The organism is Paenibacillus flagellatus (assembly GCF_003217775.1).
In the GTDB taxonomy this organism is placed as follows: domain Bacteria; phylum Bacillota; class Bacilli; order Paenibacillales; family NBRC-103111; genus Paenibacillus_AB; species Paenibacillus_AB flagellatus.
Genome location: NZ_QJVJ01000004.1, coordinates 378458 through 397807, shown reverse-complemented (window position 1 = coordinate 397807; position 19350 = coordinate 378458). Strand labels below are relative to the sequence as shown.

Genomic DNA, 19350 nt, shown 5'->3' with positions numbered 1-19350 from the left:
TCTCCGCAAAGTATCCCACTTTGTGGGGTTGATCGTTTCGACGGTTCCGGCGGTTTCCTCATAATCCCATCGCATGCGGGTTACAATAGGAAAATCAATCCACCGAGTCGAGGAGTCGCCATGAACGAAACCGATCGAAGGACGTCGTGTCCCCCGTCCCCGCTGAGCGGCGATTTGGCCGATGACGTCGAGGCCGTGCGCCGGGCTTTCGGAAACAGCGAAGATTTGATATGGAAATACGCCTCGTCCGGCGAATGGCGAATCGTCCTGATGTATATCGAAGGATTGGTCAACAGCGACTTCATTCACTCCGCCATCCTGACTCCGTTTCTGCGAAAAAAGACGGAAAACGGGGGAGGCCGGAACGGCGGAGGGGACGAATCGGATCGCGAACGCGGCGGCGGACTCGAGCGGAGTCGCGAACGGGAGCGCGAAACCGACGCCATCCCGGATCGTCTTGGCCAATTGCGGGAAGAAGTGCTGTCCGCCGGCGACGTCGGCACGATACGCGATACGGATGCGCTTTGCCACTATTTGTTGGCCGGGGACGCGATCGTGCTGATGGAAGGCTGCAAGGAAGGGCTGCGAATCGGCGCCGCCGGCGGCGAAACCCGATCGGTCGGCGAACCGATGACGCAATCGGTCGTCCGCGGCCCGATGGATGCCTTCACCGAGAACATTCGCACGAATACGTCGCTCCTCCGGCGTCGGATCAAGGATCCGGCGCTGCGCATCGAGCTGCGGCAAATCGGCTCGATTACCCATACCGAGGTAGCCGTCGTCTATGTGGATCGGGTGGCCGACCCGAGCATCGTGCGGGAAGTTCACCGAAGACTCGATCGGATCGAGATCGACGGCATTCTCGAAGGCGGCTACATCGAAGAGTTCATTCAGGATCGGACGCTCTCGCCGTTTCCGACCGTCTACAACAGCGAGCGGCCGGATACGATCGCAGCGGGGCTTCTGGAGGGGCGGGTCGCCATCGTCGTGGACGGGACGCCGTTCGTGCTGCTCGTTCCCGCCTTGTTCGTCCATTTTTTTCAATCCGCCGAAGACTATTACCAGCGGGCGGACATCAGCACGCTGCTTCGGATGATCCGGTTTTTATCGTTTTTCATCGTCATGCTCGCCCCGTCGTTTTACATCGCCGTCACGACGTTTCACCAGGAAATGATCCCGACCAGCCTGCTGATCAACTTGGCGGCCCAACGGGAAGGAGTACCGTTCCCGGCGTTGATCGAGGCGATCCTGATGGAGCTGACGTACGAAATATTGCGCGAAGCGGGCGTTCGGATGCCGCGAACGGTCGGACAGGCGGTCTCGATCGTCGGCACGCTCGTCATCGGACAGGCGGCCGTCGAAGCCGGCATCGTCTCGGCCGCGATGGTCATTATCGTCTCGATTACGGCGATATCGAGCTTCGTCATTCCGGCGCCGGGCATGTCGATATCGGTGAGGATGATCCGGTTCGTCCTGATGGTGCTGGCCGCGGCATTCGGCTTTTTCGGCATTCTCGTCGGACTCGTGCCGATCATGCTTCATCTGTCCGGCTTGCGTTCGTTCGGCGTCCCGTACATGACCCCGTTCGGCCCGTTCTCGCTCCGCGACCAGAAGGATACGATGTTTCGGATGCCTTGGCCGTTCATGCGGAAAAGGCCGGTCGGCATTCCGAGCGAGCGCGCCGTCAAACGGCAAAAAGGACCCCAAGCCGGCCAAAGGAGGAATGGCGATTGAAGCGGGTCGTATGGCGCGTCGCGACGGCTTTGCTGGCGCTGGCGACGGCGACCGGCTGCTGGGACCGGCGCGAGCTGAACGATTTGGGCATCCAAGTGGGGACCGGCATCGATAAAGCCGGAGACAACTACCGCATCTCCGTTCAAGTCGTCATCCCCTCGGAAGTGTCGCCGAAAAAGGGCGGGGGCAACCGGGTGCCGGTCACGATGTACAAGGCGGAAGCGCCGACGCTGCACGAGGCGTTTCGGAAGCTGACGGAGATCAGTCCGCGCCGCATTTACGGCTCGCACATTCGGGTGCTCGTCTTCAGCGAGGAGATGGCGCGCGAAGGCATTTCCGACGTACTCGATTTGCTGGAGAGGGATTCGGAAGTCCGCAGCGATTTTTACTTGATGATCGCGCGCCGCACGTCGGCCGAAAACGTGTTGAAAATATTGACCTCGCTCGAAACGATCCCGGCGAACAAGCTGTTCAAATCGCTCGATACGTCGGCGAAAGCGTGGGCGCCCACGACGACGGTCACGCTCGATCAGCTGGTCGAGAAGCTGTTCAGCGAGAGCACGCATCCGGTATTGACCGGCGTCGAAATTTTGGGAAACCCCGAGGAGGGCGAGCGGAAGGAAAACCAGGAGCAGATCGAATCGGCGGTGAGGCTTCATTATTCCGGCTTGGGCGTGTTCCGGAAAGACAAGCTGATCGGCTGGCTCGGCGACTACGAAAGCCGGGGGTTCAACTTCATAACCGATCGGGTACAAAGCGGCGTGGGGCACCAGCGGTGTCCGGACGGAGGGATGCTTGCCGTGGAAGCGACGCGCAGCAAAACCGAGATGAAAGGGCGGATCGACAAGGGCCGGCCGGCGATCGACATTCGTCTTCACAACGAAATGAATATTTCCGAGGCGAACTGCAAGACGGATTTGACCGATCCCGCGCAAATCGAGCAATTTCAAAAATTGGCCGAAAACCGGCTCGAAACGATGATGAGGTCCACGGTCGAGCTGGTGACCCGCAAATACAAAGTCGATATTTTCGGCTTCGGGCAGGCCCTTTACCGGGCCGATCCGAAAGCGTGGAGCCGGCTCAAGGCGGACTGGACCGAACACTTCGCGAAGCTGAAGGTGACGTACAAGGCGGAGGTCCGTTTCCGCAACATCGGCTTGACGAACAATTCGATCAAATCGCAGATGAGGGAGTAGAGCGTCATGATTCGAATATTGCTGGTGTTGGCCGTGGCGGGGGCGGCGGCGGCGTTCGAGCTCCCGGCGATGTGGCGGAAACGGTGGCGGAAGGAAGCGGCGGCATACGCCCTGCTTCTTGCAGCGGGCATCGCGATCAGCATTGCGGCCGTCCTGGAAGCCGACGTCCCGAGTCCACTCCTGTTCATGCAAATGGTGTTCAAACCGATACACGATCTTTTTTTGAATAGAGGGTGGAGCCCGTGATCGACAACGGACGCATCAGCGTCAAACAGCTGGCGGCGTTAGTGTTGTTTTTCGTCATCGGCGACAATCTGCTCGTCTATCCGTCCATCGCCGCCTCGGTGTCGAAGCAGGACGCTTGGCTGTCCGGCTTGCTTGGGATTATGCTGGGACTAGGCGCCGCTTGGTTCCTGTTCCGGTTCGGGCGCCTGAAGCCGGATTCGACGCTGGTCGGGTTCGCTCGCGACGTTCTGGGGCGCTGGGCGGGGGGAGCGGTCGTCGTCCTGTATTTGTGTTATTTTTTGATAAACGCATCGGTCATCCTGAGGGAAATCGGAGATTTTACGACGACGCAGTTTTTCCCGAATACGCCGATTCAGGTCATTCATCTGATGGTCGTATTCATTCTCGTATGGGGGTTCAAGAGCGGGCTTGAAACGATCGCCCGGACGGGGGAAGTGTTTTTCCCGATTTTCGCCCTCCTGCTGACCTCGCTGTTCGTTTTTTTGATGCCGCAGGTCGAGTTCTCGCGCGTTCAGCCGATCATGGGGCAAGGGCTGCCGAATATCGTAAGAGGGTCGATGTACCTGTTTACGTATTCGTTTTGCGAGATGTGCCTGTTTCTGATGATTTTGCCGAGCGTCGTCCGGAATCGGCATGCGGCCAGAGACTTCGTATTGGCCTCCTCCATAGGGGGGATTGCCGTCTTCGCGATCGCAACCTTGTCGATTCTCGTGCTCGGGGCGGACTTGTCGGCGCATTATCGGTACACCTCGTACGTTCTGGCGCAAAAGATCAGCATCGGCCATTTCGTCGAGCGGGTCGAACCGATTCTCGCGATCAATTGGATCATTTCCACCTATTTCAAAAGCATGCTGAACGGCTACGCCTTCCTGATCGGCATATCCGAGCTGCTGGGGCTCCGGGACGTCCGAGCGCTGGCCGTGCCGTTCGGCGTTTTGCTGTTCGGGCTTGCTTATATCGTATCGCCGAACGTCGTCTTCTTCAGCTCGATGTTTCCGTATTGGATCGAAATGGACATGTTATTCGGCCTGTTTATTCCGGGGGTGCTGTTTGCGGTGCATGTCATGAAGAAGGGAAGGAGCAAGCGGAAAACGGCGAAGGCGAGAAACCAATAAACCCGGGAGCCGCCGCACCTTCGGAAAGGAGCGGCGTCCCGGGGACGGGCGAGGATGCAGGACGACGTTACGCTTCCTTGACGAAACGGTTCGTCAGCGCGCCGAGCTTCTCGATCTCGACGGTGCAGACGTCGCCGTCCTTCAACCATACTTGTTCGGCTTCCGGCAAACCGAGCACGACGCCTTCGGGCGTACCGGTCAAAATGATGTCGCCCGGATGCAGGGTCATATGCTGGGAAATGTAGCTGACGATTTCGTCGACGCGGAAAATCATGTCCGCCGTGTTCGACTGCTGGCGCACTTCGCCGTTCAGCGTCAGCTTGATGTCCAGATCGTTCGGATCCCCGACCTCGTCGGCGGTGACGAGATACGGGCCGAGCGGGCTGAAGCCGTCGCAGCTTTTGCCGAGCAGCCATTGCGGCGTACGGAGCTGCAAGTCGCGCGCCGAGACGTCGTTGACGGCGCAATAGCCGAATACCCGGCCGAGCGCTTCGTCCCGGGTCACGTATTTCGCGCTGCGGCCGATGACGACGACGAGCTCGGCCTCGTAGTCGACCTTGGACGACACCTTCGGCAGCGGCACGTCGCCGCCGTGGCCGTTCAGCGTGTTGTTGAACTTGTTGAACAGGATTGGATATTCCGGAATCGGGGCGTTCGTTTCTTCGGCGTGCTTACGGTAATTCAAGCCGACGCAAATGATTTTGCCCGGATTCGGGACGCACGGCCCGAAACGGACGTCCGCTTCGGGCTTGAACGCTTTCGCCTTCGCTTCGGGCGAGGCGGCCGCCCGGTCGGCGAGCCGCTGCAGCGCCTGGAGGGCGGATTCGCCGCCCTCGATGGCGGCATGAACGGTGCGGGGGGCGGCTTGCCCGTCCGCGGGAAGGACGGACAGCGCCTCCTCGACGTCGAGAACGCCGTGTTCGGTCAGCAGACCGAGGCGTTGACCGTTCGCGGTTTGGATCGTTAACAGCTTCACGGGGGATATGCTCCTCTCGGAAATATGGGATGAAATGTGCGGTCCGGGCGGGCCGTGTACCCGCCGCCGCCCGAACGTTCGTCAAGGCTCGATGACGACGGCGTATACGCTGCCGGGACCGTGGATGCCGATCGTCAAATCGTTCTCGATATCGGCGCTTCGGCTCGGTCCGGTAATGAGCGTGATCGACGACGGCATCGTCGCCGCGTCCGGATAGTCCCGGCGGATCGCCTCGAACGCTTCGCCCATCCGCGTCACGAGCCGGTCGGCCCGGACGACGGCGAACAGCGTGTCGGGCAGCAGGCTGACGGAGCGTCCGCGGCCGCCGTGCGCGAGCACGACGAGCGTGCCGGTGTTCGCGACGGCGTAGTCGGCGCAGACGATGCCGAGCCGGCACCGCTCGGCGGCGCGCAGCAGCGGGCTGCGCCGGCTCCAGGCGGAGCCGGGGCCCGCGGCGTCCGCGCCGTCGGCGGCGAACCCGTCCGCGCCGTCGGCGCCGTCCGCGCGCCACGGCACGACGGCGACGCCGTCCGCGGCAAGCGCGGCGTCGAGCGGCAGCGCGGCGAGATCGGGGTGATCCATCCGGATCGCCCGATCGATGCCGCGCTCCGCGCAGATGCGCCGCGCCAGCGCGGGCACGGCGTCCGCCGCGTCGGCGGCGCGGACGGTCCAGACGGTGCCGGTGAGCGCCGACCAGTTCGCCGCGAACTGGTCGTAGCGCTCCTGCGGCGTCGTCCGGACCGCCGCGTACGCCTCCGGCACGCCGGCGAACGGCCGCGCGGGCGGTGCCGCCAGCGGCGTCTGCCGGCCGAGCCGCCCGGCGATGCGGCGCATGAAGTCGTCGCGGCCGGCGATCGTGCCGGCGGCGGGGGCGGGGATGCCGCTGCCGTTGCCGTTGTTCAGGCCGCTCATGGGCGCTCCTCCTTTCTTGCCGCGTCGGCGGGTGCGGTCGCATTCGCGGACGGCGGCGCGTCCGCCAGCTCCCGCTGCAGCTCGGCCCATCGCTCGCGGAACGAGCGCTTCGGCTTCATCGGGAGAAACCGCGACTGCGTCCACCCGGCCAGCGGTCCGGGCGCGCGCCGGATCGCGCCGCCCTTCAGAAGCGGGCGCTGCATCCAGTACGCCGCCTTGTTCGCCATCCGGTACAGCGTGACGCTGCCGAACGCGGTCGCGTACGTCTTGAAGGCGAGCCGTTCCGCGGCCGGCGTCATTTTCAGCTTCACCTTGCGGTGGCGGAGCTGCACGAGCATGTCGTGCAGCGGAATTTTGACCGGGCACGCCTCGTAGCACGCCCCGCACAGGCTGGACGCGTAGGCGAGCTGGCCCGCCTCCTGGTAATCCTGCTGAAGCAGCGGCGTCAGGACGGCGCCGATCGGTCCGCTGTAGACGGAGCCGTACGTATGGCCGCCGACGTGACGGTAGACGGGGCAGACGTTCAGACACGCCGCGCAGCGGATGCAATGAAGCACCTCCTGGAACTGCGGGTCGCCGAGCTGCGACGACCGCCCGTTATCGAGCACGAGCACGTGCAGCTCCTCCGGCCCGTCGAGATCGCCCTCGCGGCGCGGGCCGGTGATGAACGACGTGTACGTCGTCAGCTTTTGCCCCGTCGCGCTGCGCGCGAGCAGGTTGAGCATCACCTCGACGTCGGCGAACGTCGGCACGAGACGCTCCATGCCCATGACGACGACGTGAATTTTCGGAATCGTCGAGACCATCCGTCCGTTCCCTTCGTTCGAGACGAGCGTAATCGTGCCCGATTCGGCGATGCCGAAATTGCAGCCGGTCAAGCCGATGTCGGCTTCGAGGAAAATGCTGCGCAGCTTCCGCCTCGCATAATCGGCGAGCGGCCTCGTCTCGGCCGGAAACGGCTCCCCGGCGTGGTCGGAGAACAAATCGGCGATTTGCCGCTTGTTTTTATGAATGGCCGGGATGATCAGATGCGACGGCGTCTCCTTGGCCAGCTGCAGGATGTATTCGCCGAGATCGGTCTCGACCGCCTCGATGCCGATTTGCTCCAGTCGCTCGTTCAGATGGATTTCCTCCGACACCATCGACTTGCCTTTGGCGACGAGCTTCGCCTCGGCCTTGTTGGCGATATCGAGAAACGCGCGCACGGCGTCCTCGCCCGACCGGCAAAAGTGGACGTGACCGCCCGCCTTCGCCACATTGTCGGAAAACTGCGTCAAATAATAGTCGAGGTGCGACACGACGTGCTCGCGGATGGCGCGGCCCCGTTCCCGCCACGTCTCCCAATCGCCGAAGTCGTCCATCGCCTTCAGCCGGCCCGTCTTCAGCTTATCCGTCGTGAAGGCGACCGCCTTGCGCAAAAAATCGTCCTCGAGCGCCAGCTCGGTTCTCTTTTTCAGCCCGCTGCCGATTTTCGACAAGACCGGGTCCCGTTCATGCTGTGCCGTTCCGCTCATCGGCCCGCACTCCCTTCTTCCAGCAACTGGGCGAGGTGCATCACTTTGACGGGCTTGCCTTCCTTGTTCAGCCGGCCGCCGATGTTCATCAGGCAGCCCATGTCGGTGCCGACGAGCACCTCGGCTCCCGTCTCCAGCACGTGCTTCGCCTTCTCGCACACCATCGCCTCGGACATGTCGGCCATCTTCACGGCGAACGTGCCGCCGAAGCCGCAGCAATCGTCCCGTCGCGGCAATTCGATCGTCTCCATGCCGCGGACGTTGTCCATGAGCGTGCCCGGCTCCGTCCGGACGCCGAGCAGCCGCATCGCGTGACAGGACGGATGGTACGTCACCTTGTGCGGAAACGTCGCGCCGACGTCGGTAACGCCCAGCACTTGGACGAGAAATTGGGAAAATTCGTACGTCCGCGCGATAATGGCTTCGGCTTTGGCCCGCCACTCCGGCTCGTCGCGGAACAGGTCCGGGTAGTAATGATGCACCATCCCCGTGCACGAGCCGGAAGGGGAGACGACGTAATCGCTGTGCTCGAACGCGCGGATCCATTGCCGGGCGACCGTCCGGGCTTCGTCCTGATAGCCGCTGTTGTAGGCGGGCTGGCCGCAGCACGTCTGCAGCTCGGGGAAGTCGACCTCGCAGCCGTAGCGGCGCAGCAGCCGCACGACGCTTTCGCCGACCTCGGGATACATGAGATCGGCCAGACAAGTAATGAAGAGCGAAACTCTCATCGTCGATGTCCACCCTTTTCGCGAATGTTTTTCGTTGAACATGGGTTTGTTATCCTATTATCAGGTTATCAGACATGTGGAGAAATGAAAAGGTTTTTTTTCGGCCGCACATTGTGGTAGAGTATGACGAAAGCGCCTTGCGGCGCCGTCACGCCGCCCGCGTCCTCCGGACGGAGACAGCGGCTTATTTCGATTCGAAGGAGAGGAACTGAACGATGAACATCGTCGTATTGGACGGCTTCACGCTCAATCCGGGCGACTTGAGCTGGGACGGGCTAGAGGCGCTGGGCAGCGTCGTCGTCTACGATCGCACGTCAGCGGGCGATATCGTCGGGCGGGCGTCCGGCGCGCACGTCGTGCTGACGAACAAGACGCCGATTACGAAGGAAACGATCGAAGCGCTTCCCGACTTGCGCTTTATCGGCGTGCTGGCGACGGGCTATAACGTCGTCGACATCGCGGCCGCGGCGGAGCGGGGCATTCCCGTCGCGAACGTGCCGGATTACAGCACGCATTCGGTCGCGCAGCTCGTCTTCGCCTTGCTGCTCGAGCTGTGCCAGCACGTGCGCCTGCACAGCGACGCGGCCCGTTCGGGGGAATGGGCGGGCAGCCCCGACTTCTGCTTCACGCGCGCGCCGCTTACCGAGCTTGCCGGGAAAACGATGGGCATTATCGGCTTCGGTGCGATCGGCCAGCAAGTGGCGCGAATCGCGCAGGCGTTCGGCATGGACGTGATCGCCTCCGCGACCCGGCCGAAGACCGTCGCCGGCCTGGAACGCGTGAGGATGGCTTCCAACGACGAGGTTTTCGCGGCGGCGGACGTCGTCAGCCTGCACTGTCCGCTTACGCCGGCGACGGAGCGGCTCGTCAACGCCCGGACGCTGGCGCTGATGAAGCGGACCGCGTTTCTGATCAACACGTCGCGCGGCGGCTTGATCGCGGAGCGCGATCTGGCCGAGGCGCTCGAAGCGGGCACGATCGCGGGGGCGGGCGTCGACGTGCTGTCCAAGGAGCCGCCGGAGGCGGACAACCCGCTGCTCGCGGCGCCGAACTGCCTCGTGACGCCGCATATCGCATGGGCGACGCTGGAGGCGAGGCGGCGGCTCATGGATACGGCCGTCGGCAACGTAGCCGCGTTTGTGGCCGGTGCGCCGGTCAACGTCGTCAACCGTTGACGCTCTCGAGGGCAGGCGCTTGGTCCGCATACGCAAACGCAAAAAACGGAACCGCGGCTGGAGCGGTTCCGTTTTTTTGGGGTGCGGGCCTATGCCGTACTCCTGCGCCGGCGGCCGCGACGCGGAAGGAAGAAGCTTCGTCCGCCGCATCAGCCGTTCCGCTTGAGCGCGGCCATGATCTCGTTCTCGACCAGCTTCAGGTGGTGGCGCATCGCCTCTTGGGCGCGCTCCGGGTCGCGCGCCGCCACCGCGTCGGCGATCGCCTTATGCTCGTGCCACAGCTGGCGGGCGATCTCCTTGTTCGCGTACAGCCGCACCCGGCGCGTCTCCCGGATCGTCAGCTCGACCTGGGCGGATATCGTCTCGAGCAGCTTCACCATGATCGAATTGTGCGTCGCTTGCGCCAGCGTCATATGAAACCGCATGTCCTGCTTCTCGCCGACCGTCTCGGTGCCGAGCTCGCTGTCCATGTCCGACAGGACGCTCTCGAGCGCGGCGACGTCATCGTCGGTCCGTTTCGCCGCGGCGAGCCCCGCGTTCGCCACCTCGAGCGAGATGCGCGCCTCGAGCAGCTCGACGACCGCCTCCATGCTCGTGAACAGATGCTCGAACCGGGGCACCGCCATCTCCAGCTCGTCGACGCTGCGGACGAAGCAGCCTTCCCCTTGGCGGATTTCGATCAAGCCCATCGCCTTCAGCATGCTGAGCGCCTCGCGCATCGTCGATCGGCCGACCTGATATCGCTCGGTCAGCTCGCGCGTCGACGGAAGCTTATGACCGGGCGGCAGCTTGCCGCCGACGATCTGCTCCTTGATTTGCTCGGCGATTTCTTCATAGATTTTGCGAGCGGCGATACGGGTAACTTCCATGCGAGTGTCCTCCATCCGACAAAACAAGTCATTCCATATTGTAGCACAGACGGGGCGGCGAATGGCAATCCGGGTGGTCGAGGCGACCGGCGGGCTGGACGGCCCGCGTGTGAATAGCCGGACGTGGCTTGGCTCCCCGAGGCCGCTCGCGCATGAAAAAAACGCCCGACGCGCAAGGCTGCGCGCCGGACGTTTGGCGAATTCGAACAAAGCGTGCGGGTGTACGGCGTTACAGCACGCGGCGCGCCGTAACGTAATGATCTTCCCAATATCCCGAGTTCAGCGACGAAGTGCCCACGCCGTCGAACGACGGGCTGTTGTGGATAAACTGGCCGTTGCCCATATAGATGCCGACATGGCTGATGACGCCCCTTGTGCCTGTCCAGAAAAAGACGAGATCGCCCTTCTGCAGGCTGCTCTTCGATACGAAGCTGCCCATGTCTTTTTGGAAGCGGGTACCCCATTTCATCGAGACGCCCTCCAACCCGAACACGTACTTCGTGAACGCGGAGCAGTCCATGACGGACGTCGGGCGGTTCACGCCGAAATCGTAGCGGACCTTGCCGATCAGCGCTTGGGCGTGGGCGATGATCCGGTCGGCTTTCGCCGAAGACGGAACCGACGGCGACGGATTCGGAGCCGGAGCGGGCGAAGATCCGCCGCTGACGTAGTCGGTGGAGACGTAGCCGGTTTGACCGTCTACGGAAATATGGAGCCAGTAGCTGTTCACCTTCTCCAGCACTTGCACCTGCGTACCGGCCTTCAACAGCCGATACACGCGGCTGTCGGTGGAAGGCGCGGACCGGAAGTTGACTCCTCGCTCGATCGTGGCGGTCGTTCCGCCCGAGGAAGCGGAGCCGCTTATGTAATCGGTTGATGCGTAGCCGACTTTGCCGCCGACCGATATTTTGTACCAATACGAGTTCACCTGACTGATGATGTCGACCGCGGTACCGGGCTTCAACGTCTGGTACACGCTGCTGTCGGTGGATGGTGCCGAACGAAGGTTTACCGATCGTTCTACCGTACCGGGCGAAGCCCATGCGCTCGTGGACATCGTAAGCGTAATGGCCGCCGCGGAAATTAGACTAATCATCCTCTTCTTCATTTCATCCCCTCCTGAAGCAATTGTACCCTTGTCCGCCAGCAATTTCATTTATGAAAATTTGACAAGGAAATCGTTTCCAGTCGGCCGGCGGGCGGAAACCGGCAAAGACCCCCTTTATTCGGCGATACGGAAAATGATGGACGCGGCATCGCCCTTCGCTTATACTACCTCCCGAAAGCAGTACACGATGAACCGAGGAGAGATCGAATGAACGAACGGACGAACACGAACAACGGCGGAAGCCGAAACCGGATCGTCGTCGCGGCCGTCGGAAGCGGGGCGGGCAAGACGACCGTCACGCTCGGGCTGATGGCGGCGCTCCATCGCAGGAAGATGGGCGTGCAAGGGTTCAAGTGCGGGCCGGACTATATCGACCCGACTTATCATACGGCCGTCACCGGAAGGGAATCGCGCAACCTCGATGTGTGGATGTGCGGAGAGGAGGCCGTACGGAGCACGTTCGCCAAAGGCTCGGCCGGCGCCGACCTCTCGATCGTCGAAGGCGTCATGGGCTTGTTCGACGGCCGCGATCCGCTCTCGAACGCCGGCTCGACGGCGGACGTCGCGGCGCTTCTGGACGCGCCCGTCCTGCTCGTCGTCGACGTGCAGGGCAACGCCCGAAGCGCCGCCGCCACCGTGCTCGGCTGCCAGAAGATGGACGAGCGGCTCCGGATCGCCGGCGTCATCGCCAACAAATGCGGCGGACGCGGGCACTACGAGCTGGTCAAGGCGGCGGTCGGCCAAGTGTGCGGCGTGCCGGTCGTCGGCTGGCTCGGCCGCGACGAGCGGCTCGCGATTCCCGAGCGCCATCTCGGCCTGCTGCCCGCCGTCGGCCGCGGCGAGCTGGTCCCGCTGTTCGAGGCGCTGGCCGACCAGGCGGAGGAGCGCTTCGATTTGGACGCGATCGTCCGCTTGTCCGGCGAAGGAGGGGCGCTTGCCTGGGCCGAGGGCGCATCGGCCGGCGGCGCGGAGTCGGTAGGCGGCTCCGGTACGGCGTCCGGGACGAACGGACCGACGATCGCCGTCGCCCGCGACGCGGCGTTCCACTTTTATTACCGGGACAATCTGGAGCTGCTCGAGCGGCTCGGCGCGAAGCTCGTTTACTTCAGTCCGCTGGCGTCGGAGACCGTGCCGGAGGAGGCGGACGGGCTTTATATCGGCGGAGGCTTTCCCGAGGAATTCGCGGAGACGCTGTCCCGGTTCGAGACGTTGAAGGCCGATTTGCGCCGTCTTGCGGAACGGGGCTTCCCCATTTACGCCGAATGCGGCGGGTATATGTTCTTGTCGGAATCGATCCGCGACCGGGAAGGCCGCGTGCATCCGATGGCCGGCCTCATTCCGGCGACGTTCGAGATGAAGGACAAGCTGACCGCTCTCGGCTACCGGGAAGCGGTCGCGAACGAGCCGAATTTGCTGCTCGGGCGTGGCGACGCCGTTCGCGGCCACGTATTCCATTATTCCGCCGTCTCGCCGTCGGTCGACGATTTTCCTTACGCCTACCGGACGACGGGGCTGCGGGGAGAGTCGTTCGACGGATACGCGCGGGGAAGCGTGCTTGCGGGCTACGTTCACGTTCATTTCGCGTCCAATCCGGAGATGGCGCGCCGGTTCGTCGAGCGATGCGAGGCATATCGGAGAATTTCGATTTAGTTCAATTTATCGTATCCTCTTTTCCACCATTTGGTATACAATGGAGAAAGCGAACAATTGTTCCGCAGGAAAGGAGGGGACGCCTTGAGCGTAACCGAACGACAATTGGAAGACGGGCCGAAGGTCCGGGAAAGGCGGACGGAGCCGTTATGGACCGTCGATTACGACATCGGTCCGGACGGAAGGCCGGCGAAAGGGACGATCCGCGTGTTTGCGGACCGGATCGAGACGGAGGGGACGGACGGGAGCGCGATCCGGGAAATCGCCATCGATGCGGTGAAGGACGCGCGCATCGTTTCCTCGGTCGGCGGCGGCGTTCTGGTCGCGGACACCGATGGCGGCCCGGTCGCGCTCGCCCGGTACACGTCCGCGCTGAACGGCAAGATGGGCTTCGCCGTCAAGATGATCCAGGCGGTGCTGAAGGACGAGGAGCCGCCCGTCCCGTCCGCCAAAGACGAGCCGAAGACGTGCCCGACGTGCCGAAGCCGGCTGCCGGAAGGGACGAACGTATGCCCGACGTGCATGGACAAAGGCAAGGTCATCGTCCGTCTGCTCGGCTACGCGAAGCCGTACAAGAAGCATATGATCGCGGCGGCGCTCCTGCTCATGCTCGCCACCTTGATGGAGCTCGTGCCGCCCTACTTGACGAAGGTGATCGTCGACGACGTCATCCAGCCGAAATCGGTCGGGCACGCGCTGCTCTGGCTCGTCGTCGGGTTGGCCGGGGCGCGCGTCATGCTGTCGGTCATGCAGACGCTGCGCGGCTATATCGGCGTATGGGTCGGCAGCAAGCTGATGGGCGACATCCGCAAAGACACGTACCAGTCGCTTATGGGCTTGTCGCTCAGCTTCTTCGACCGGCGGCAGACGTCCCAGTTCATCGGCCGGATCAACAGCGACTCGGAGGCGATGCGGCAGTTTTTGACCGACGGGGTCGTCTGGATATCCGGCCAAGTGCTCATGCTCGCGGCGATCATCAGCATGATGGCGAGCCTGAGCTGGAAGCTGACGCTGCTGGCGCTGCTGCCGACGCCGCTCATCCTGATCGCGTCCGTCACGATATGGCCGTCGATCCGCAACTTGTGGTACCGCCAATGGCGGGCGGTCAACCGGATCAACATGCTCGTCGGGGACGCCCTGCAGGGCATTCGCGTCGTGAAGGCGTTCGGACAGGAGTTTGCGGAGAAGGACCGGTACCGGGACGCCAACGGGACGCTCGTCCACGAGACGATCAAGATGGAGGGCATTTGGCAGGGCGTCTTTCCGTTCTTCGCGCTCATTACGACGTCCGGCGCGCTGCTCGTCTGGTATTTCGGCGGCTGGGGCGTCATCCGCGACGAATTGTCGCTCGGCACGTTGGTAGCGTTTACGGCGTATTTGGGCATGTTTTTCGGGCCGCTGCAATGGTTCAGCCAGGCGATGAACTGGACGAGTCGCGCGCTCGCCGCGGCCGATCGCGTCTTCGAAATTATGGATACGCAATCCGAGGTGCCGACCGCCACCGACGCCGTCTCGATTCCCCGCGTGGCCGGGCGGGTCGAGCTGAACAACGTGACGTACGGCTACGAGAAGCATCATCCGGTGCTTAAAAACGTCAGCCTGAGCGTCGAGCCCGGAGAGATGATCGGCCTCGTCGGCCATTCCGGCGCCGGGAAGTCGACGATGATCAACATGATATGCCGGTTTTACGACCCGGATCAAGGCTCGATTACGGTGGACGGCATCGACCTGCGCCGCATCGATCAGGAAGATTTGCGCAAGCAGATCGGCGTCGTGCTGCAGGAGACGTTCCTGTTCGACGGCACCGTCGCGGAAAACATCGCGTACTCGAAGCCGGACGCCACGCCGCTCGACATTATGCGCGCGGCCAAAATCGCGAACGCCCACGATTTCATCGTGCGGATGCCGGACGGCTACGATACGCGGGTCGGGGAGCGGGGGCACCGGCTGTCCGGCGGGGAGAAGCAGCGGATCGCGATCGCGCGCGCCATCGTGCACGATCCGCGCATCCTCATTTTGGACGAAGCGACGGCCTCGGTCGACACCGAGACGGAGCGCCAAATCCAGGAGGCGATCGCCCGACTCGTGAAAGGCCGGACGACGTTCGCCATCGCGCACCGATTGTCCACCCTTCGCGAGGCGGACCGGCTCGTTGTGCTCGATAAGGGCGGCATCGCCGAAACCGGCACGCACGAGGAGCTGCTGGAGAAGAAAGGCGTCTACTTCAAGCTCGTCGAGGCGCAAAAGGAAATTTCCAAAATCCGGGGGGTGCAGAGCTGATATGGAGACGGATACGAGCTTGCCGGTCAAGCCGGCGGAAGCGCGCTCGGCTGCGGACGAGGCTACGGCGCCGGAGGCGGATTCGCCGTACGAAATCCGGCTGCTGGACCCGGCGGACGTCCGGTTTCGCCGGGGCGCAGGCGGGCTGCTGGAAATGGACCATGCGGGAGAACGGCACGAGGAAGTGCTGCTGTACCGGACGTTTCCGCTGTCCCGGCAGGAGCACTACATCTCGGTAAGGAACGGGAAGGGCGAGGAGATCGGCATCGTCGAGAGGCTGGCCGATCTCGAGCCGGACAGCGCGGAGGAAGCGCGAAAGGAGCTTCGCCTCCGCTACCTCGTCCCGCGCGTCATCCGCATCGACAAAATCAAGCAGTTTCCGAGCATGTGGGTATGGGAGCTCGAGACGACGCTCGGCCCGATCAAGCTGTCGATGCGCAATTTGCACGAGCATATCCAGCAGGTCGGGGAGAAGCGGCTGCTACTGTCCGATATGGACGGCAACCGGTGCGAAATCGCCGACATGGACGCGCTCGATCCGGGCAGCCGGAAGCAGCTGCTGCGGGTCGTCTGATCGCGTACCGCCATCGGCGCCATAGCAAAGTTCCGCTGGAAGCGGGAAAAGGGAGGTTCGACGATGAACGGACTTAACGTTTTGACGGAGGAAGAGCGTCGGCATGGGTTTCGGCTGTTGTTCGACGGAAGCACGCTGAACGGCTGGGCCGCGACCAAGCACCCCGAAGGATGGCTCGTCCGTGACGGACTGCTGGTGTGCAAGGGCGAAAGCGACGGGTACTTGCATACGACCGGCACGTTCGAAAATTTTGTCCTGCGTCTGGAATACCGGACGGCGCCGAAGACGAACAGCGGCATCTTTTTCCGGTGGACCGATTTGGCGGACCCGGTCCATACCGGCTTGGAGATGCAAATTTGGGACACGTACGACCAAACCGAGATGGCCAAAAACAGCTCGGGCGCCTTGTACGATCTCGTCGCTCCGTCCGTGAACGCGGTTCGGCCGGCCGGCGAATGGAACGAGGCGACGGTCGAATGCGACGGCAGCCTCGTCCGGCTGACGCTGAACGGAACCGTCGTCGTCGAGGCGGACATCGACCGCTGGACGGAGCCCGGCCGGAACCCGGACGGGACGGCCAACAAGTTCAAGTACGCCTGGCGCGATCGGCCGAGGAGAGGGCATATCGGCCTGCAGGACCATGGGGGCTACATCGAATTCCGCAACGTGAAGGTCGCGGAGCGGTAGCATAAGCCGACGTATAGGGGGAGAGGCGCGGTTCGCGAATCGCGCCTCTTGATGATTTCCGTACATAGCGGGGCTGGGATCCGTTACAAACGGAAAAAGGCGACTCCCTTCCTTTCAGGAGTCGGAACCGCGACGGAAGCGGGACATTCCGATTGCGGTACATGCGGAAGTCTCCTTCGAGCGGGGAATAGGTGCCGCTGCGATCAGCATATGCGGCTCCCGCCTGCATTCCATGGGCGGATGCCCCGTTTTCCGCGCGCCGCCCGCCGGCGACGGCAGCACCCCGCCGATGCTCCTCGGGCGGGGTGCCGCTCTTGGGCGGCCGCGATTACGGCGCCAAGCGGATCGGCCCGCCGGCGACCCGGAACGACGCCGCCAGCGTCTCCGTGCCGGTCAGCGCCCGGCTCCGCTCGTCCGGCTGGCGGCCGCCGACGTGGACGCGGAACGTCCCCGGCTCGAGCCGCCTCTCGCCGTCGGCGCCGACGATCGAGAGCGCCTCCGCGTCCAGCGCGAACGTCACCGTCCGCGACTCGCCGGGCGCAAGCCCGATCCGGCTGACGCCGCGCAGCTCGGCGCGCGGGACGGGCACGGTGGCGTCCGGCCGCTCCACGTACAGCTGGACGACTTCGTCGCCGGCCAGGCCGCCCGCGTTCGTCACGGTAACGCCGACTTCGATCGGCTCGCCGGCTTCCACCGCTTCGGCCGACAGCGTCAAGCCGGAGTAGGCGAACGACGTGTAGCTGAGCCCGTACCCGAACGGATACAGCGGCTCGCGCTCCAAATACCGGTATGTCCGGCCCTTCATCGCATAATCGTCGAACGGAGGCAGGTCGTCCAGCGAGCGGACGAACGTGACCGGCAGCCGTCCGGCGGGGTTATGCCGGCCGAACAGAACGTCGGCGACCGCCGTACCGCCTTCGCCGCCCGGATACCACGCCTCCACGATCGCCGGGATATGCTCGTCCGCCCAGTTGACCGAGACGGCGCTGCCGTTCAGCAGGACGAGCACGATCGGCTTGCCGAGCGCGTGCAGCTCCTCCATCAGCTTCTGCTGCACGCTCGGCAGGTCGAGGCGCACTTTGTCGCCCGCCGCCTCGGAGTTGAATGCGTCGCCCTGCTCGCCCTCGATACGCGGCGACAAGCCGAGGCACAGCACGACGGCGTCGGCCCGCTCGGCCGCGGATATCGCCTCGGAGAACAGAAACCGGTCGCCGCGCGTAATTTGGTCGTTGCCCTGCTTATTGATCAAGTCGCACCCTTTGGCGTAATAAACCCGCGTTGCCGGCGAGACGGCCGCTCGAACGCCTTCGACCAGCGTGACCGGCTTCGAGGCCGTACCGTGGTAGTTGCCCATCAGGACGTCACGGTCGTCCGCATTCGGTCCGATCACCGCGATCGAGCGCAAGCCCGGCGACAGCGGCAGCAGCCCGTTTTCGTTTTTGAGCAGCACGATCGATTCCCGCGCCGCCTGTACGTTGAGCGCGCGATGCTCCTCGGAATCGACGACCTCGTACGGAATCGACGCGTACGGCACCCGCTCGTCCGGATCGAACTGGCCGAGCCGAAACCGGACTTTGAACAGCCGTCTGACCGCTTCCGTCACCGTCTCCTCGGAGACTAGCCCCGCCTTCATCGCCTCGGGCAAATGGCGGAACATGCTGCCGCAGTTCAGCTCGCAGCCGTTGTTGAGCGCCATGGCGGCCGATTCGAATGCGGTCGCCGTCACTCGATGATGCTCATGGAAATCTTCGATCGCCCCGCAGTCCGATACGACGTACCCGTCGAAGCCCCATTCGCCGCGCAAAATGTCCGTCAGCAGCGTTTTGCTGCCGCAGCACGGCTCGCCGTTCACCCGGTTGTAGGCGCCCATGACGGATACGGCTTTCCCTTCGACGACGCAGGCGCGGAAGGCGGGCAGGTACGTTTCGCGCAAATCTTTCGGCCCGACGATCGAGTCGAACGAATGCCGGTCCGCTTCCGGTCCGCTGTGGACGGCGAAATGCTTCGGCGTGGCCGCGGCCTTCAAATAGCGCGGATCGTCGCCCTGCAGCCCGCGCACGTAAGCGACGCCGAGCCTCGACGTCAAGTAAGGGTCCTCCCCGTACGTCTCATGCCCGCGTCCCCAGCGCGGGTCGCGGAACAGGTTCACGTTCGGCGCCCAAAACGTCAGTCCTTTGTAGGTGCCCCGGTCGCCTTGGCGGACGAACTCGTGGTGCTTCGCGCGCCCTTCGTCGGCGATGGCGGAGGCGACCTCGTGCAGCCTCTCCGGGCTGAACGTCGCGGCGAGCCCGATCGCCTGCGGGAAAACGGTGGCGGTGCCCGCCCGGGCGACGCCGTGCAGCGACTCGTTCCACCAATTGTATTTCGGGATGCCGAGCCGCTCGATTTCCGCGGAATCGTGAACGAGCTGGGACAGCTTCTCTTCGAGCGTCAAACGCGAGACGAGATCGTCCACCCTTGCGTCGAGCGGGGCGTCCGGCTGCAGGTAGAGGGGCGTCGCAGCGGAGGGGCCCGCATCGCGATGATCCATTTTCGTAAGCCTCCTGTATGGTTTTATTGGAATGTTGTTGAGTGATGACTGTTTAT

Annotated in this window: 16 protein-coding genes; 9 read left to right on the top strand and 7 right to left on the bottom strand. The window is 63.5% G+C overall.

The window, feature by feature from the left end; all coding sequences use genetic code 11:
- Positions 1–120: 120 nt before the first annotated feature.
- Genes DLM86_RS11480 through DLM86_RS11465 form a run of 4 tightly spaced genes read left to right on the top strand, consistent with a single transcriptional unit; the run spans position 121 to position 4291 of the window.
- The gene (locus tag DLM86_RS11480; RefSeq protein WP_110840132.1) at positions 121–1734 is read left to right on the top strand and encodes a spore germination protein; all 1614 of its coding nucleotides are present in this window, start codon (positions 121–123) and stop codon (positions 1732–1734) included.
- Positions 1731–2930: a Ger(x)C family spore germination protein gene (locus tag DLM86_RS11475; RefSeq protein ID WP_110840131.1), complete on the top strand. Its 1200-nt coding sequence runs from the start codon at positions 1731–1733 to the stop codon at positions 2928–2930. Before DLM86_RS11480 ends, DLM86_RS11475 begins: the two co-directional genes overlap by 4 nt.
- Before the next feature lie 6 nt (positions 2931–2936).
- The gene (locus DLM86_RS11470; RefSeq protein WP_110840130.1) at positions 2937–3176 is read left to right on the top strand and encodes a hypothetical protein; all 240 of its coding nucleotides are present in this window, start codon (positions 2937–2939) and stop codon (positions 3174–3176) included.
- Entirely contained in the window at positions 3173–4291 is a 1119-nt protein-coding gene (locus tag DLM86_RS11465; protein ID WP_158289429.1) for a GerAB/ArcD/ProY family transporter, read from the top strand. The genes DLM86_RS11470 and DLM86_RS11465 overlap by 4 nt, the downstream gene beginning before the upstream one ends.
- A gap of 67 nt (positions 4292–4358) precedes the next feature.
- Here the strand turns inward: DLM86_RS11465 and DLM86_RS11460 are convergent, their stop codons facing one another.
- The 4 genes from DLM86_RS11460 to DLM86_RS11445 form a co-directional block, all read right to left on the bottom strand.
- Positions 4359–5267, bottom strand: coding sequence for a fumarylacetoacetate hydrolase family protein (locus tag DLM86_RS11460; RefSeq protein WP_110840128.1), 909 nt, complete (start codon positions 5265–5267; stop codon positions 4359–4361).
- An 81-nt stretch (positions 5268–5348) separates the two neighbouring features.
- Complete coding sequence (locus tag DLM86_RS11455) at positions 5349–6179, bottom strand: LutC/YkgG family protein (RefSeq protein ID WP_170143709.1); 831 nt, start codon at positions 6177–6179, stop codon at positions 5349–5351.
- Entirely contained in the window at positions 6176–7693 is a 1518-nt protein-coding gene (locus DLM86_RS11450) for a LutB/LldF family L-lactate oxidation iron-sulfur protein (RefSeq protein ID WP_110840127.1), read from the bottom strand. Before DLM86_RS11450 ends, DLM86_RS11455 begins: the two co-directional genes overlap by 4 nt.
- Positions 7690–8421 (bottom strand): (Fe-S)-binding protein, encoded by a 732-nt coding sequence (locus DLM86_RS11445; protein ID WP_110840265.1) that lies wholly within the window; start codon positions 8419–8421, stop codon positions 7690–7692. The genes DLM86_RS11450 and DLM86_RS11445 overlap by 4 nt, the downstream gene beginning before the upstream one ends.
- 215 nt (positions 8422–8636) lie before the next feature.
- Between DLM86_RS11445 and DLM86_RS11440 the strand changes: the two genes are divergently transcribed.
- Complete coding sequence (locus DLM86_RS11440; RefSeq protein WP_110840126.1) at positions 8637–9596, top strand: D-2-hydroxyacid dehydrogenase; 960 nt, start codon at positions 8637–8639, stop codon at positions 9594–9596.
- 149 nt (positions 9597–9745) lie between these two features.
- Here DLM86_RS11440 and DLM86_RS11435 read toward each other — a convergent pair whose 3' ends face one another.
- Together DLM86_RS11435 and DLM86_RS11430 are read right to left on the bottom strand one after the other, a co-directional pair.
- Entirely contained in the window at positions 9746–10465 is a 720-nt protein-coding gene (locus DLM86_RS11435) for a FadR/GntR family transcriptional regulator (RefSeq protein WP_110840125.1), read from the bottom strand.
- A gap of 229 nt (positions 10466–10694) precedes the next feature.
- Entirely contained in the window at positions 10695–11573 is an 879-nt protein-coding gene (locus tag DLM86_RS11430) for a C40 family peptidase (RefSeq protein ID WP_158289428.1), read from the bottom strand.
- A 207-nt stretch (positions 11574–11780) separates the two neighbouring features.
- Between DLM86_RS11430 and DLM86_RS11425 the strand changes: the two genes are divergently transcribed.
- The 4 genes from DLM86_RS11425 (at position 11781) to DLM86_RS11410 (ending at position 16764) form a co-directional block, all read left to right on the top strand.
- Positions 11781–13223, top strand: coding sequence for a cobyrinic acid a,c-diamide synthase CobB (locus DLM86_RS11425; RefSeq protein WP_110840123.1), 1443 nt, complete (start codon positions 11781–11783; stop codon positions 13221–13223).
- An 84-nt stretch (positions 13224–13307) separates the two neighbouring features.
- Complete coding sequence (locus tag DLM86_RS11420; protein ID WP_110840122.1) at positions 13308–15503, top strand: ABC transporter ATP-binding protein; 2196 nt, start codon at positions 13308–13310, stop codon at positions 15501–15503.
- 1 nt (position 15504) lies between these two features.
- Positions 15505–16077, top strand: a complete 573-nt coding sequence (locus tag DLM86_RS11415; protein WP_110840121.1) for a DUF1854 domain-containing protein — start codon at positions 15505–15507, stop codon at positions 16075–16077.
- A gap of 63 nt (positions 16078–16140) precedes the next feature.
- Positions 16141–16764, top strand: coding sequence for a 3-keto-disaccharide hydrolase (locus tag DLM86_RS11410; RefSeq protein ID WP_110840120.1), 624 nt, complete (start codon positions 16141–16143; stop codon positions 16762–16764).
- Positions 16765–17092: 328 nt separating this feature from the next.
- On the opposite strand, the gene DLM86_RS11405 is transcribed toward DLM86_RS11410, so the two are convergent.
- Positions 17093–19294, bottom strand: a complete 2202-nt coding sequence (locus DLM86_RS11405) for a glycoside hydrolase family 3 C-terminal domain-containing protein (protein WP_110840119.1) — start codon at positions 19292–19294, stop codon at positions 17093–17095.
- Positions 19295–19350: the final 56 nt, after the last annotated feature.